Source organism: Dyadobacter sp. AC419, from assembly GCF_979253085.1.
In genome coordinates this window covers 362,000-377,709 of sequence record NZ_CEEDCD010000015.1, presented here as the reverse complement: position 1 = coordinate 377,709, position 15,710 = coordinate 362,000, and the positions used below count along the sequence as shown (strand labels likewise).

The following is a 15,710-nucleotide window of genomic DNA, read 5'->3' as shown; positions in this document are numbered from 1 at the left end:
TAGGATAAATCTTTAATGTATGGGCATGCGCTTCATTTGTCTGGTCGTTTTTTTCTCAGGTTTCTTTTCTTTTTCCAATGCCGCAACCGATTCTCTCATTGTTAAAGGGCGCATTCTGAACCTAAATGGGAGGCTTTACCGACAAGCGCCGACCATCACTTTCTCTCGCAACAACATTTTACAGCCGCAATCCGAGCTTAGTAAGCAAACGCCGTTGGAGGCTGACGGCAGTTTCAGAGTTTCGCTCCCTATCCTATTTCCGCAAGAGGAATTTTATCTTGATTACAGCGGAAAGGCATTTACGACGTTTTTGGGTTCTCCCGGGACGGTCGAAATTACGTTTGACGGCGATTCATTGGCAAAGGCTTCCAAGCTTTTCTATTTTGCAGGCGTTAATGCGGATGCCAACAATCAATTTGCACAATACATTGCTACAGAGAATAAGCTTTTAGGGGCTAATAAAGTGTTAGGGGCTGATTTTTTCAAAAATTTCTGGCAAAGCAGTTCTGCATCTGCACGTGATCTGGCGCAAAAACGTGCACAATTAAGACTTTCCGCAGTCCAGGAAGCGGCAAAAAACACGGTTCCGTCACCCGCTTTATTCCAATGGGCAAAGGCGATCACAGACGAAGAGCAGTTGCAGATCCTCTACGAGCATGCGCTTTCCAACCAAATTGATGTTAATAAACCGTTGCTGGACAGCTTGAAACGCCTTTCTGAGGCTCCCTTAACCGGGCAGCGGGTGATTTGGGCAAATCGTTTTGGGAACTATGCCGATATGAAGTTGGCGGAACGCAAGTATACAAATCCCAGCAAAACAAATTCGCTTCCCGTGCGCCTGATGGCAACTTTGATCCGGAATAATACAACGAATCTGACTTCCGAAGAACGCCAGCGTTTGCAGCAAATTACAGATGACGGTCTGACCGATAAGGCTGACCTGGACTTCATGAATAAGCTTTATGCTAAAAATGAGCTCGTGCTTAACCTCCTTTTTAACTACGAAAGAGAAATCCGCATTTACGCTGACCTGTTTGATAGTACGGCCACTGAATTTTTGAAAATACATTATTTGGCCAAAAACCTTTATCAATTCACTTACAAGCAACAAATGCTTCTCAATCAACACATTCAGTCACGAAGTAATCTCCCTGTTTTCCGGGAATCACTGAATGAAATCGTGAATTTGGAAGTGCAGGATAGCAGCAATATCCGCAAAATAGTTGAGTACAAAAATCTTCGCACGGAACCTACGGAAGCTTTGCCGGGCTATTTTCTTACGGCTTCCAACGACCGCGGGACAAGCTGGTTTAACCGGGTTTTGGATCAATATAAGGGCAAAACGGTCTATCTGACCAAATGGAACATTGACGACGCGAGAAGCCGGGAGCAACTGGATTACATTCCGGCATTACAGGCGAGTGTTCCCGAGGATGTCGTTTTTCTTTTTGTGCACTTGCCCGGTGATGAAGTCATTGCATCTGATGCGCTTATGAGACAATACATTGTGCGTCACCGCTTGAAAGGAACGCATTTGTTTATGAATGGTGACCAAATGATGGATTTGCTTTTCCGCCTGAATCCACTGGATTCGGCTACATTTTCCATTATTAAGCCCAATGGCAAGTTTGCCGCGAAGAACGCTTCTGCTCCAAGCGACACCGAAAAAACCGCCAAAGCGATACTGGACGCCGGCAGATAAACGGATCCTTCTAATTTTCAATTTTAATATTCCTTTACAGCATCCATTATATCTATCATTCGTACGTTATCGTTTAGTCTGTTGGTTTGGAATTGAAAGTGCACATGTTTAGATATATTTTGCTGTTCTTATTGCTATCCACTTATGCCTCGGCCCAGAAAAATCCCGACAGCCTGGAAGTGTATAGCAGAGACAGCCTGCGCTACACAAACCTGAAAGCGCGGATGTCTAAAACGAAGTTTTCAAGAGCCGTTTACAGACTTTTGTTTCGCGACGTTTATAACCAGGGTAAGGTTACCGAGGTAAAAGAAATTGAAACCAATCCATTCACTCCTTATGAGGGAATGGTGATCCGGAAAATTTACATCCGGCAGCTTGATATCCTTGGTGAATCGGTTTACGATACGACGCGGGAAGGCAAGCGGCTTGAAAAGTTTTTGAGTAAAAACCTGCATACGAATACGCGGGAGAGCATTATCAGAAAATCTTTCCTGCTGTTTTCAGAAGGTGACGACATTCAGGCCAAAATGCTAAGGGATAATGAGCGTCTGCTCAGAACCAACCGAACAATCACCGATGCGCGGATCATTGTCGTCCCGCGAAAGGACGTAACCTGGATGGCAGATGTGGTTGTGCTGATCCAGGATTCGTGGTCGCTCAATTTCAGGGGCGGCTTTAATTCATTTAATAAGTTTAATCTCGGCGTTGAGAATGTCAACGTGCGTGGGACAACACATTCTCAGCTTACGCGCGTCCGGTGGGACGGCAAGGACATTTATGGTAAAAAATTCCAGTTCCGAACCATTTACACGGTCCCTTACATTGGGAAAACCTTCATTACGGGGCAGGGAAGCTTCATTTATGAACGCGATCTGGAAGAACAATCGATCCGGTTTTTTCGCAGCTTTTTGACTAACGAGACCAAATACGCAGGCTCGGTCGAGGCCGGCAAGCGGATGGTCAGGCAAATCAAAAGAAATCCAACGGACACCGAGATTCCCATTATTTTTCCCACCCGATTCAATTACTACGATATCTGGCTGGGCCGCTCATTCAAATTTCCGTTTCCAGCAAGCCGACTGGCCGAAAACTCCCGGATCGTGGTCGCGGCGCGGCATAATAAATTTCATTTTACGGACCGCCCGGAGGTTTCGCCTTACATTAATAAGGTTTATTGGAACAAAAGCGCAACGCTTCTCAGCTTGGGTTACTCCAACCGAAATTACAAGCGGGACGTCTTGATTTACGGTTTTGGAAGAACAGAGGACGTTCCTGTCGGTAATCTTTTCGCCTTGACCGGCGGACGGGAGGATACGGAATTTGGTGCGAGAGGTTACGCTGGGCTTCAATACGCGACCGGAAAATATCTGCCACATAACCTCGGCTATATGTATGGTTTGCTGAACATTGGCTCCTATATAAAAGAAGCGAAGGCGCAACAAGGCGTGATCAGTGCGCAGCTCAACTACATTAGTAACCTTATTCCCTTCCGATACAGCTTTTTCAGGCAATTTTTCACAGGCCGTTACACCCGTGGGGTCAACCGCGATCCACTTGATTATCTAAACATTAGCGGCGACCAGGGCATCAGGGGCATTAATAGCGAGCAGCTTATCGGCACCACGAGACTTACATTAGGCACTGAAACCGTTTTCTTTTCTGATAAAAGCATCTTGGGCTTTCGTATCGCCTATTTTGTGTTTGCAGACATTGGTTTGGTCAATGGCGCAGAATCGATCTGGAAAAGTCCGTTATATCAGGGTTACGGCCTGGGTCTCAGGCTGCGCAATGAAAATTTGACATTTAATACACTGCAATTGCGCGTTGGTTACTATCCCAACATTCCGGGCAACACGTCGGTGTTCCGGTTCGGGTTGGATGGCAATGTTCCGCTTCGATTACGAGATTTTGACATTTCAGCGCCTGCTATTGCCCCACTGCAATGAGTGCATTTGACTGATAATAAGTCTACTAAATCTGCTGCCTCAAAAAATTACAGTTATTTCCGCCGAGCTTCCGTTCTTTTTCGAATATGTGAATTAACTTTGTGGAATTTTTGGACGTACCCCTGCTGAGATTATCAGGCAATCTGCCAAAAGTTGTTAAAAGATTTTCCTCATTTCTACAAATTACCATTTACTGTGCCCAAAAATACGAATATCAATTCCGTTCTAATTATCGGTTCAGGTCCAATAATCATTGGTCAGGCATGCGAATTTGACTATGCTGGCTCACAGGCTGCCCGTTCGCTCCGCGAAGAAGGGATCGAAGTTGTGCTTATCAACTCCAATCCTGCAACGATCATGACTGATCCGATCAGTGCAGACCATGTTTACCTGCTTCCATTGGAAAAGAAATATATCGTTGAAATTCTTGAAAAGCATAAAGCGATGGGCAAGCCGATCGATGCGGTGCTACCAACGATGGGAGGACAAACTGCGTTAAACCTGGCTATTGATTGCGATAAAGCAGGAGTTTGGAAAAAGTATGATATAGAGATCATCGGTGTTGACATCAAGGCCATTGAAACGACAGAAGACAGAGAGAAATTCAGGTTAAAAATGCTTGAATTGAATGTCAATGTTTGTAAAGGCCGCACAGCAAGATCCTTTTTGGAAGGGAAAGAAATCGCTCAGGAAATCGGATTCCCGCTGGTTATCCGCCCATCTTATACATTGGGAGGAACAGGCGGCGGATTTGTGAACTCGGAAGCCGATTTTGATAAAGCATTGAACAATGGTCTGCACGCATCTCCTGTTCATGAAGTTTTGGTTGAACAAAGTGCAATGGGCTGGAAAGAATACGAGCTCGAATTGCTTCGCGATAGCAAAGGTAACTTCATCATTATTTGCTCGATTGAGAACTTTGACCCGATGGGTGTGCATACAGGCGACAGCATCACAGTTGCGCCAGCGATGACATTGCCCGACACACTTTATCAGCAAATGCGTGACCTCGCTATCAAGATGATGGACGGGATCGGCAAGTTTGCAGGCGGATGTAATGTCCAGTTTTCGGTAAATCCTGCTGATGATCAAATTATTGCGATTGAAATCAACCCACGCGTGTCGCGCTCATCTGCTCTTGCTTCGAAAGCGACGGGTTATCCGATTGCAAAAATTGCCGCCAAAATGGCGATTGGTTATAACCTGGACGAGTTGATAAACCCGATCACAGGCAGCACATCTGCATTTTTCGAACCATCGATTGACTACGTTATTGTAAAAGTTCCGCGTTGGAACTTTGATAAATTCAAAGGCGCTGACCGCTCATTAGGACTCCAAATGAAATCTGTTGGAGAAGCGATGGGAATCGGCCGGAATTTCCAGGAAGCATTGCAAAAAGCTTGTCAGTCGCTGGAAATCAGAAGAAATGGCCTGGGCGCCGATGGCCGCGAGTTACGCGATCAGGAAGCGATCAAGCATAGTTTGAAAAATCCGAGCTGGGATCGTCTGTTCCACATTTATGATGCGTTCAAGATCGGTTTATCATTCAAAACAATTCAGAACCTGACTAAGATTGATGCCTGGTTCCTTCGTCAGATCGAAGAAATGATCGAGCTGGAACATGAGATCGAGAAATTTGACCTGAGCGATCTTCCTAAGGAATTATTGCTTAATGCGAAACAAAAAGGTTATGCTGACCGTCAAATCGCTCATTTGATCGGAACGAAAGAAAGTAAGGTTTACGACAGACGTAAAGAACTTGGAATCAAGCGTGTATACAAATGTGTTGACACTTGTGCAGCGGAATTCGAAGCAAAAACACCTTACTATTACTCTACATTTAATACTTCTCAGGAATATCCGGACAACGAATCCATCGTAAGCGACCGCAAAAAAGTGGTTGTACTAGGTTCTGGTCCAAACCGCATCGGACAAGGGATTGAGTTTGATTACTCCTGCGTACACGGTGTATTGGCGGCAAAAGAAGAAGGTTACGAAACGATCATGATCAACTGTAACCCGGAAACTGTGTCGACTGACCCGGATATTGCGGATAAATTATATTTCGAGCCGGTTTTCTGGGAACACGTTTTTGACATCATTGAACATGAAAAACCGGAAGGTGTGATTGTTCAGCTTGGTGGACAAACTGCCCTTAAAATGGCTGAAAAGCTTGAAAAATACGGCATCAAAATCATTGGAACCAGCTATCAGTCACTTGACTGGGCTGAGGATCGCGGCCGCTTCTCTTCACTTCTGGAAGAGCTGGAAATTCCTTTCCCTAAGTTCGGAACGGTGAGGACTTCTGATGCAGCCGTTGAGCTTTCGCGCACGCTCGGCTTCCCATTGCTGGTTCGTCCAAGTTACGTTTTGGGTGGACAGAGCATGAAGATTGTGATCAACGAGAAGGAAATGGAGCAGCACGTGGTGAAAATCCTGCATGACATTCCGGATAACAACATCTTGCTTGACCACTTTTTAGAAGGTGCTCTGGAAGCAGAAGCTGACGCGATCTGTGACGGCGAAGATGCTTACATTATCGGGGTTATGGAGCACATTGAGCCTGCGGGTATCCACTCTGGCGACTCACACGCAGCGCTTCCTCCATTCGATCTTACCGCTGATGAAATCCGTCAGATTGAAGAGCATACGCGCAAAATCGCCCTTGCAATGAATGTGATCGGTCTGATCAATGTGCAGTTCGCGGTTAAAAACGGCGTTGTTTACGTAATTGAAGCGAATCCAAGAGCTTCGCGCACGGTGCCATTCATCTGCAAAGCATATCAGGAGCCGTATGTAAACTACGCAACGAAGCTTATGCTCGGAACGAAGAAATTGAAGGATTTTACATTCAATCCGGTGAAAAAGGGCTGGGCGATCAAAATCCCGGTTTTCTCTTTCAACAAATTCCCGAACGTAAACAAGGAGCTCGGACCTGAAATGAAATCAACCGGTGAAGCCATTTACTTCATCGACGATTTGCAAGATGATTTCTTCCAGAAAATTTATGGTGAGAGAAATTTGTATCTGAGCCGATAGTGAACTGAATAAGTTTAAAGTAATATACAAAGAGGCTGTTTCTGCATTGAAACAGCCTCTTTTGCGTTTAATGCCTTATAAAAATGTCAGCGTATTTGTTACGAAAGTGGCAATGTTGAGCGATAGGAAAAGCAAATTTATAACGATAAAAAACTGCCTGACATACTGGTTACTAATGGATACGGCCAAAAACAATGGGATGACCCCAAGCATGTAACGCGTTGTTCCATAGACGATTTCATTACTGGTGGACAGCAAAAAATAAATAAGTGTAAACACTAAATAAGAGATTGGCAAACGTCTGTATTGAGAAAACACGGCTCCCAATATCAGCAGCCAGAACCCTGCATTCAAAAATGAAGACCTCCGCCCTATTGTCGTGAAAAGATTAATGAATCCCTGCAATGGATAAGTTTCCGTGCTGCCCCATGCCTTCTGGATTTTGATAAAAGCAAGCGGCTCGCCGCAAGTGGAATGAAGATACAGCATCAGTCCGGCCATTGGCACCAAACCAAGTAATGCACCTGGAATAGAACAACTCCAAGCCAGAAACCGCTGATATCAATCGCATCAGCATTGAATACAAGGGCATAAATCCCCAGGTCTCTTCTACTGAATCATTGAATGGTCTTTGAGGATAGCCGTTGCTAGCGAGATTCACATACCAGCCTGAATCAAATCTGTTCCAGACTTTCTCAAAATCTACATTTTCGTTCCGGTGGTTGACGGTTTTAAGTGCGCCTCTTTCTGGAAAAATAGTCCAGCAAAGAAATCCAATGCTAAATATCAAAATTCTCGTCACAATGAAATTCAGAGAACATTGACGAAAATTTTTGCCCGTAAAATTCAGGTTCATTTGAGGGTGAAGGTTAGAATCTCGAATGTCCAAACTTACCGGATTTTGGATTCAAGTTTTGACCGGCAAATCATTGAGATCAACCACAAAAAAAACCGCCTCAACATTTGAGACGGTTTCTATAAAAAAATTTATCGTGTTGCTATTTCACTTCCTCATAATCCACATACTCGCCTCCCTGGAAGCGGGATGACTGGCTTGCGTCTGGTGGAACATTGTCCACTTTAACACCTGGCTTGGCTCTTTGCTGTTGTTGCGCGCGATATTGCCTTTCCTGCTCTTTAATTAGCTGACGTCCGACCAGCAGGTGAAAAATAAATCTTCTGAAAAACGGAACGAAAGCGATCAGAAGCAGAAATATGAGGAGTATGTTAAATAAGAGTTTCATTTTTCAAAAGTTTATTACATCTGTATATAACGCAAAGTCGGCAAAAATCGCACACGAATATAACGAAAACCTAATGAATGATGCAATCCGACCGGGGAAAGGCAATCTTGTATTATAAGTGGCTAAGCTTCCTGTTTTACCGCATCTTCATTCTTCTCATTCTTGTTGGAAATCTGCTCAATGGTTTTCGGACGCAGGATCAGGCGCAACGACTGGTCGTAAGTGGCGTAATTCCAAACCCAATTTATCAAGATCAAAACGCGGTTTTTAACACCTACAATTGACATTAAATGCACAAACATCCATGTTAACCAAGCCAAAAATCCTTGAAATTTGATAAAGGGAAGATCCACAACAGCGCGGTTACGACCAACGGTTGCCATTGAACCCAGATCTTTATATTTAAACGGAACAGCCTTTTTGCCATCCATAACACGCCACACATTTTTCGCAAGCGCTTCTCCTTGCTGAATCGCAGGTTGCGCCAGCTGCGGATGGCCGTTTTCCCACTCCCCTTCCTGCATTGCCGCGACATCCCCTAATGCAAAGATATTTTCGTAACCCTCCACCCGGTTATACTGGTCAACTTTAATCCTTCCGCCTCTTACGATCACCTCAGGATTCAAACCGTTAAGCGGATTTGCCTTTACGCCCGCAGCCCAAACCAGGTTATCGGCACGAATGCGCATGCCTTGTTTCGTCGTTACGTATTTTCCGTCAAAGCCTGTTACAACTTGTTCAGTGTGAATGTGGACGCCCATTTTTTCAAGATATTCCCTCGACCGCTGCGACGACTCATCCGACATTGCGCCAAGTAATTCTTTCGAACCTTCCAATAAGTGGATTTCCATTGCTTTGAAATCCATTTCAGGATAATCTTTTGGCAAAATAAAATGCTTCATTTCCGCCAGCGTTCCGGACAACTCCACGCCCGTGGGGCCGCCGCCTACTACAACCACACTCATTAAACCAGCTCGCTCATCATCTGAATCCACCGAAAGTGCATCTTCGAAATTTTGTAGAATACGGTTCCGCAAAGCAAGCGCTTCCGAAACCGTTTTCATAGGAATGGCGCGCTCTTCAATTTCCTTCATCCCGAAATAATTGGTGATGGCTCCCGTAGCGATTACTAAATAGTCATAAGTGATTTCACCCAGGTCCGTGCTGATGGATTTGCGGTCCGGATTTACGCTGTGCACCTCCGTGATGCGAATGTGTACGTTCTTTTTGGATTGAAATATTTTCCGGAGTGGAAAAGAAATGGAACTGGGTTCCAGCCCGGCCATCGCGACCTGATAAAAAAGTGGCTGAAACTGATGATAATTATTGCGGTCGATAAGAACAACCTGCAAATCTTCGCGCTTCGCAATTTCTCTCGCAAGCGCAAGTCCGCCAAATCCGGCGCCCACGATCACGACTCTTTTATAATTTGTATATGGAATATTCGGTAGCATAGTCTGGCTTTTTTGGATTCAAAAAAACCAGACTATAAAAATACCATACCTATATCGTCACGGCTTTGCTGTTTTCAACGACTTTCTCGTAATATGCCTCATAATGAGGGAGAATTTTGGCAATATCAAATTCTTTTGCCCTTGCCAGCGCGTTGGCTTTGAATGTCGGAAGGTTGTCGTCATTCAGGATATAAGCTGCGTGCTTAACCATGTCATCGACATCGCCGACATCGCTCAAAAATCCGGTGACACCATGCAAATTCAACTCAGGCAATCCACCTGCATTGGACGTGATCAAGGGCACTTCGCATGCGAGCGCTTCCAATGCTGCCAGACCGAAACTTTCGGATTCGGAAGGCATAAGGAACAAGTCAGCAACAGAAAGCACTTCTTCGATCGCATCGAGTTTTCCTAAAAACCGAACATCAGAAAGCATATCCAAATCCTTGCACATGCGTTCAATACGCTGGCGATCAGGGCCGTCACCAACCAGAAGAAGCTTGCTAGGCAGCAATTTGCGGAGTTTTTCAAAAATCAGTATGACGTCGTCAATCCGCTTCACTTTCCTGAAATTGGAAGTGTGCACGATCAGCTTTTCGTTATTCGGGCAAATGGCCAGTTTGAAATGCTCTTTTTTTCTGACGGTTAAAGCGGTCCAGATCAATGAAGTTTGGAATTACTTCAATGTCTTTTGTGATTGCAAAATGCGCGTAAGTATCTTTTTTCAAAGATTCCGAAACGGCCGTAATGCCATCGGACTGGTTAATGCTGAATGTTACAACCGGCTCGTATGACTCGTCTTTCCCTACCAATGTAATATCCGTTCCATGCAATGTGGTGATCACTGGAATGTGTATGCCTTGCTGCGCTAAAATTTGTTTGGCAAGATAAGCTGACGACGTGTGCGGAATGGCGTAATGCACATGCAGCAGATCGAGATTCGCGCTAGCGGCTACATGCACCATTTCACTGGATAATGCAGACTCGTAAGGCGGATATTGAAACAAAGGATAAGCCGGAATATTTACTTCGTGATAGTAAAGATTTTCATTAAAGAAGTCGAGCCTTTGGGGTTGTGAATATGTAATAAAATGAACCTGATGGCCTACTTTGGCAAGCGCCTTTCCGAGTTCAGTAGCTACCACTCCGCTTCCTCCGAAGGTAGGATAGCATACAATACCAATTTTCATAATCTTGATTAAAAAGTTGAAAGTCGCGTGAGGCGATCTGTTTTTACAACGAATCACTTAGGCTAACAACAAATGCTCGTTTTTTTATCCCTAAAATGGATAAAGATGTTGAGATTTGTCGTTAATGGGATAAAATGAATAATTTTATTGCCTAAACCTTCTATTTCCTGAGTTAGCTTCCATGAACGTGTCTGCACGACCAAAAATCAGCATGTGGGATTACATTACCGGTAGTGCCCGACTGGTCCGTATGACCAATCTGGTGATTGTCGTCGTCACGCAATATCTCACCCGCATCCTGCTGATCGGCCCAAGGCATGAATGGAAAAGCATTATCGCGAATGTGGATATGTTCTTTTTATCATTATCTACGGTTTGTATTGCAGCTGCCGGCTATATTATCAATGATTATTTTGACATTAAAATTGACATTGTAAACAAGCCGGAACGCGTAGTTGTCGGGCGATATTTAAAAAGACGCTGGGCAATGGGCGCTCACCAGATCCTGAATGTGCTGGGTGCAGTATTTGGCTTAGTCGTAAGCCCTTACATTTTCGTGATCAATGTGTTCTCCATCACATTATTGTGGTTTTATTCAGAGCGCTATAAACGACTGCCTTTCATTGGAAACTTCATTGTTTCCTTGTTAACAGGTTTTTCGCTGCTTATCCTGACCGTGCAATTCCCGATGAACCGCCACCTTGTTTTTATTTACGCGGTTTTCTCTTTCTTTATTTCCCTGATCCGGGAAGTCGTAAAGGATATGGAAGACATCAAGGGCGATGAGGCGCATGGCTGCCGCACATTGCCGATTATATGGGGCATTCGGCGGACCAAAAATTTCTTGTATTTCATCGTCTTAATGTTCGTTACGGCATTGTTTGTAATGGCCCGCGCTTTGGACAATAATGTGCTCATTGTTTTGTTCTTCATGCTGCTAATTCCCATCGCCTACATGTGTGCAAGCCTGGCGCGTGCGGATACGCGTCGCGACTTCAAGCAGATAAGCAGCTTGTGCAAGATTATCATGCTCCTCGGATTGATCACAATGATCTGGGCATAACCGCATACCGCAAACTCAATATTTGCACGAACGGTCGCAACTGTGGCCAGGGAAACTATCTTTGTTTTTAACAAACTAATCACTTATACACGTTTCTCTTTATGAAAAAGCTTTTAATATGGAGCCTGTTAATGCTCCTTTTGGTTCAGGCCAAATCGTTTGCACAGGAGTGCGGAGGTGTTACGATGAAGGAAGGCAGTGGTTTTGAAATGGCTAATTACGACGCGAAAGGAAAAGAAAGCGGAAAGATCGTCTACAAAATCAACAAGGTTTCGACGGAGGGTGCTTTCACCGTGTTCGATATTGAGATGGAAGCATTCAGCACCAAAGGCAAATCGGAACTAAAAAACACCTATCAAATGAAGTGCAACGGCGACATTGTGTCGGTTGATGCAAAGTCGATGATCAATCAGGAACAGCTGAAATCATTCCAGAACCTTGAAATGAAATTCACGTATGAGAACATTGAGTTTCCGACAAAATTCACGGTTGGTGACAAGTTGAGAGATGCTTCGCTGAAAGGAAATGGCCAATCTGGTCCAATGGTAGTCACATTTAATATGCAGATTAAGAACAGAAATGTTATCGGACAAGAGAAATTAACAACGCCAGCAGGCAGTTTCGATGCTTATAAGGTCAAATCTGATCTGGCTTTTGAAATGAAAATGGGCTTTCCGGTGAAAATGGAAATGGAAAGCATCTCTTACCGCGCTCCCGGCGTTTTGTGGGATGTGAAGAACGAAACTTACCGCAAGGGCAAGCTGATGGGTTACAGTGAACTCACTAAAATCTATTGACTATCAGCATTATAATTTGTCATCTGCTTTTAAAACGGCTTTCGGCGCATTCCGTAAGCCGTTCTTTTTATAGCTTTGTCAGAGAAATTTGACACAAAAAATTATCATTCACCACATTTAATACAACATGAAACGACTCGCCATCTTCGCTTCCGGCTCAGGAACCAACGCAGAAAAAATTTGTGAATATTTCGCTGAACGGGAGGATGTGGAAGTTTCATTGATCTTCACAAATAATCCGCAGGCAGGCGTGATCAAGCGCGCCTGCAAGCTGCAAATCCCGGTTGTGTTTTTTGATAAAAAGACCTTATATCAAACCAGAAAGGTCCTGCATATATTGCAAAACGAACGCATTGATATCATTGCGCTGGCAGGTTTTATGCTGCTGGTTCCCTCCTTTCTGGTCGAAGCATTTCCAAATCGGATCATTAACATTCATCCGGCTTTGCTTCCTAAATATGGCGGAAAAGGAATGTATGGACATTTCGTGCATGAGGCTGTTGTAAATGCAAAAGAAACCGAATCGGGCATCACCATTCATTACGTTAATGAGCATTACGACGAAGGGAATGTGATTTTCCAGGCAACCTGCAAAGTGGATTCGTCTGACACTTCGGAAGATGTAGCGAATAAAATTCATGCGCTCGAACACGAAAACTATCCGCGCGTGATCGACGAAATCCTATTCTCAAAGCGCTAGAAAGCCGCATATGCTGTATTTTTTGCTATCCGTTCTGTTTACAGTTGCGCTTTATCTGATCATGCGGGCGTTTCCACGCTATCAGGTGGATTCGTTTCATGCTGTTGTTTTCAATTATTATGCTTGTGTTCTGACCGGTTTGGTCCTGACACCAAATCTGCAATTATTCAAAACGGTGGATTGGAGCGCCAATGGAACGCTTCTTACGCTTGCCCTCGGCGCAATGTTCGTCGTCACTTTTATGTTAATCGGGTTGACTGCCCAGAAAGTGAGCGTGACTGCAACATCACTCGCCGGGAATATGTCACTCGTCATTCCCGTTCTTTTCGGATTGTTTGTATTTAAAAATAACAACAAAGAATTCACTGCCATCAATTACGCTGGATTGGTCATTGCGCTTGTCGCATTGGCTTTGGGTGCAATTCAAAATAACAAAAAAGATCAAGCTGGAAATGGAGCGGCCAAAGCACTAGCTAGAAACGCAATGTTAATGCTGCCAATCCTGACATTTCTGGCTGCCGGGACGAATAATACACTGATAAATTTTCTGTCGGTCAAATATTACAAGGCGGGCGAAACCACATTATTCATGATTATAGCATGTTCTGGCGCAATCCTGATCGGCACTGCAATCCTAATTTACAGACTGATTACCACCAATGAGCGTCTCAAATTTCGCAGCGTCATCGGCGGATTTATCCTTGGTGTTCCGAATTTCCTGTCCCTATATTTTCTGCTCCTCGCATTGGCATCGTTTTCAAACAGCGCCGCATTCGTTTTCCCGATCTATAACATTCTGACCATGCTCGTGTCCGCCTGCGCTGCCTGGCTGATTTACCGCGAAAGGCTGAACCATCTCAATAAATTTGGGCTTCTATTGGCAGTCATTGCGATTGTAATGATATCTTATCAAGAACTGGGATTGTAATTTCGAAGTCCCAACCGAAACATTTAACTATGGCAGAAACAGCTATTTTACATATTAATGAGCGTAAAAATGTCTTGAATAAAAGACAGAAAGAGTTCAACCAGTTATCACAACGGATTGAAGAACTGGATCGGCTCATTCCCGAGCTGGAAAGTGCTTATGATCAAATGATCCAGCGCATTCCCACGGATCTGAACCCGCTGATCCGTGAGTATCACGACTTTCAGGAAGAGATCGTCCACATTATGGACCGGACTTACCAGGCTGATCTGTTTCGTAAAATTTATCAGGACAAACTTGCCTATCTGATTACAGAACGCGCTTATGACCTGATCCTACATCATGGCTATGACAATTTAAAGCCGGTTTTCAATAAATATAGTCCTGTCGATATTGAAACATTGCTTGAACAGGAAAAGGCGAAAGATGCGAAAATCACAGATCCGTCTTTCTTGCTGGAGAGCGAAAATGTCGTCGAAACATCTGCATATGAAAACTTCCACGACCTGCCGGAAGAAGAACAGCAAAGGATTAAGGCAGAGCAACGCGAAGAACGCCTGCATAAGCGCATTCAGGAAGCAAAGCAGCTGGTTGAGCAGCAGAAAACGACTAAGTCAGTCCGAACTGTTTACATGGATCTGGTAAAAACCTTCCATCCGGACCTGGAAAAAGATGAAGCAGAGAAGTTGAGAAAAACGGAGATTATGCAGCAGATAACGGAAGCATATCAGGAAAATAACTTGCTTAAACTGCTGAAATTACAGATTGAGCTAGATCGCATTGATCAGGATCAGCTGGAAAATTTGAGCAAAAATCAGCTTAATTATTACAACAAAGTCCTCAGGCAACAGGTTGAAGAACTCGAATTGGTCAAGGAAAGCGTTCAGAAGCGAATTTCGGCAGTTTGTGGATTGCCTTACCAGCACGCTAATTCGCTCACAACCGTGATTGTGAAGTTCAATACGAATGTGAATGAAATGAAGGCGGAGATCAAGAACATTAAGCAGACCATCAAGCAATGGAAAATGCCGTCCCAACTGAAAGCTTATTTGAAGCCGTATCAAATTCCCGGACAGTCATTCCTGGAAGATTCGGATGATGACGATTAACTAGTTCCGATTTTTTTGTCGACAACGTATACAGTTGTAGAGTTATTTCCCCTCTTTCAAGTTTAGAATAAATATAAATATACGAATATCTGCGCTTGTTGTGAACGCTTTACGCTTTTAGCGCTTTCTTCGGCTGGTTGGTACAGGATTTGTTGTTTGGACGCAAATCCACATATAATCCACTCGAATGAAAAATTGCACTATTCTTTTACTAGCGGTTACATTGTTTGTAACGCGGGCACATGCTCAGGAAAATGTTTCCATCGGGCCAATCGCCGGAGTATCCATTGCCAACTTCCGCGGTGACGTTAATGACACGGACTGGAAACCAGGTCTGACCATTGGTGGCTTCTACAATTACAGCTCAGAAAGCGGCTTCGGTTTCAGCGGACAGCTTCTGTTTACGCAGTTGGGCGCAAAGGTGCTTAGCAAAACGAATGAGATCAATATGAACTACATTCAGGCTCCGTTGCTAGCGACTTTCTTCTTTGGCAAATATGGCGATAAGGTTCGTCCAAAGATCTTTTAGGTCCAAACC

Annotated in this window: 12 protein-coding genes and 1 pseudogene; 9 read left to right on the top strand and 4 right to left on the bottom strand. The window is 44.2% G+C overall.

From position 1 onward, the window contains the following. Positions 1-25 precede the first annotated feature (25 nt). The 3 genes from AC0IYG_RS09175 to carB all read left to right on the top strand — a co-directional run bounded on the left by AC0IYG_RS09175 (position 26) and on the right by carB (position 6,687). A complete protein-coding gene (locus AC0IYG_RS09175; RefSeq protein WP_471710791.1) occupies positions 26-1,702 on the top strand; it encodes a hypothetical protein in 1,677 nt (558 codons plus the stop codon). A gap of 104 nt (positions 1,703-1,806) precedes the next feature. Beyond that, positions 1,807-3,648: a BamA/TamA family outer membrane protein gene (locus AC0IYG_RS09170; RefSeq protein ID WP_471710790.1), complete on the top strand. Its 1,842-nt coding sequence runs from the start codon at positions 1,807-1,809 to the stop codon at positions 3,646-3,648. Between the two features lie 195 nt (positions 3,649-3,843). Continuing rightward, complete coding sequence (gene carB / locus AC0IYG_RS09165) at positions 3,844-6,687, top strand: carbamoyl-phosphate synthase large subunit (protein WP_471710789.1); 2,844 nt, start codon at positions 3,844-3,846, stop codon at positions 6,685-6,687. 75 nt (positions 6,688-6,762) lie between these two features. Here carB and AC0IYG_RS09160 read toward each other — a convergent pair whose 3' ends face one another. From AC0IYG_RS09160 to bshA, 4 genes and pseudogenes are all read right to left on the bottom strand, one after another. After that, positions 6,763-7,188 carry a hypothetical protein gene (locus AC0IYG_RS09160; RefSeq protein WP_471710788.1) on the bottom strand — a complete coding sequence of 142 codons (426 nt, stop codon included), beginning with the start codon at positions 7,186-7,188 and terminating at the stop codon, positions 6,763-6,765. Positions 7,189-7,685: 497 nt separating this feature from the next. Continuing rightward, positions 7,686-7,931: a DUF4834 domain-containing protein gene (locus tag AC0IYG_RS09155; protein WP_471710787.1), complete on the bottom strand. Its 246-nt coding sequence runs from the start codon at positions 7,929-7,931 to the stop codon at positions 7,686-7,688. A 122-nt stretch (positions 7,932-8,053) separates the two neighbouring features. Then, a complete protein-coding gene (locus AC0IYG_RS09150) occupies positions 8,054-9,385 on the bottom strand; it encodes an NAD(P)/FAD-dependent oxidoreductase (protein WP_471710786.1) in 1,332 nt (443 codons plus the stop codon). Positions 9,386-9,434: 49 nt separating this feature from the next. Further along, positions 9,435-10,575: pseudogene (gene bshA / locus AC0IYG_RS09145) on the bottom strand (N-acetyl-alpha-D-glucosaminyl L-malate synthase BshA). A gap of 181 nt (positions 10,576-10,756) precedes the next feature. Here bshA and AC0IYG_RS09140 point away from each other — a divergent pair. From AC0IYG_RS09140 to AC0IYG_RS09115, 6 genes are all read left to right on the top strand, one after another. Next, positions 10,757-11,638, top strand: coding sequence for a geranylgeranylglycerol-phosphate geranylgeranyltransferase (locus tag AC0IYG_RS09140; RefSeq protein WP_471710785.1), 882 nt, complete (start codon positions 10,757-10,759; stop codon positions 11,636-11,638). Between the two features lie 101 nt (positions 11,639-11,739). After that, positions 11,740-12,435 carry a TapB family protein gene (locus AC0IYG_RS09135; RefSeq protein ID WP_471710784.1) on the top strand — a complete coding sequence of 232 codons (696 nt, stop codon included), beginning with the start codon at positions 11,740-11,742 and terminating at the stop codon, positions 12,433-12,435. 127 nt (positions 12,436-12,562) lie between these two features. Beyond that, positions 12,563-13,135: a phosphoribosylglycinamide formyltransferase gene (gene purN / locus AC0IYG_RS09130; RefSeq protein ID WP_471710783.1), complete on the top strand. Its 573-nt coding sequence runs from the start codon at positions 12,563-12,565 to the stop codon at positions 13,133-13,135. 10 nt (positions 13,136-13,145) lie between these two features. After that, entirely contained in the window at positions 13,146-14,063 is a 918-nt protein-coding gene (locus AC0IYG_RS09125) for a hypothetical protein (protein ID WP_471710782.1), read from the top strand. Between the two features lie 29 nt (positions 14,064-14,092). After that, positions 14,093-15,172 (top strand): hypothetical protein, encoded by a 1,080-nt coding sequence (locus tag AC0IYG_RS09120; RefSeq protein ID WP_471710781.1) that lies wholly within the window; start codon positions 14,093-14,095, stop codon positions 15,170-15,172. Between the two features lie 187 nt (positions 15,173-15,359). Next, complete coding sequence (locus AC0IYG_RS09115) at positions 15,360-15,701, top strand: outer membrane beta-barrel protein (protein ID WP_471710780.1); 342 nt, start codon at positions 15,360-15,362, stop codon at positions 15,699-15,701. Positions 15,702-15,710: the final 9 nt, after the last annotated feature.

Coding starts and splice junctions, on each gene's coding strand:
- AC0IYG_RS09115 (WP_471710780.1), top strand. CDS start 15,360: ATGAAAAATTGCACTATTCTTTTACTAGCGGTTACATTGTTTGTAACG.
- AC0IYG_RS09120 (WP_471710781.1), top strand. CDS start 14,093: ATGGCAGAAACAGCTATTTTACATATTAATGAGCGTAAAAATGTCTTG.
- AC0IYG_RS09150 (WP_471710786.1), bottom strand. CDS start 9,385: ATGCTACCGAATATTCCATATACAAATTATAAAAGAGTCGTGATCGTG.
- AC0IYG_RS09135 (WP_471710784.1), top strand. CDS start 11,740: ATGAAAAAGCTTTTAATATGGAGCCTGTTAATGCTCCTTTTGGTTCAG.
- AC0IYG_RS09155 (WP_471710787.1), bottom strand. CDS start 7,931: ATGAAACTCTTATTTAACATACTCCTCATATTTCTGCTTCTGATCGCT.
- AC0IYG_RS09140 (WP_471710785.1), top strand. CDS start 10,757: ATGAACGTGTCTGCACGACCAAAAATCAGCATGTGGGATTACATTACC.
- AC0IYG_RS09125 (WP_471710782.1), top strand. CDS start 13,146: ATGCTGTATTTTTTGCTATCCGTTCTGTTTACAGTTGCGCTTTATCTG.
- AC0IYG_RS09175 (WP_471710791.1), top strand. CDS start 26: ATGCGCTTCATTTGTCTGGTCGTTTTTTTCTCAGGTTTCTTTTCTTTT.
- purN (WP_471710783.1), top strand. CDS start 12,563: ATGAAACGACTCGCCATCTTCGCTTCCGGCTCAGGAACCAACGCAGAA.
- AC0IYG_RS09170 (WP_471710790.1), top strand. CDS start 1,807: ATGTTTAGATATATTTTGCTGTTCTTATTGCTATCCACTTATGCCTCG.
- AC0IYG_RS09160 (WP_471710788.1), bottom strand. CDS start 7,188: ATGGCCGGACTGATGCTGTATCTTCATTCCACTTGCGGCGAGCCGCTT.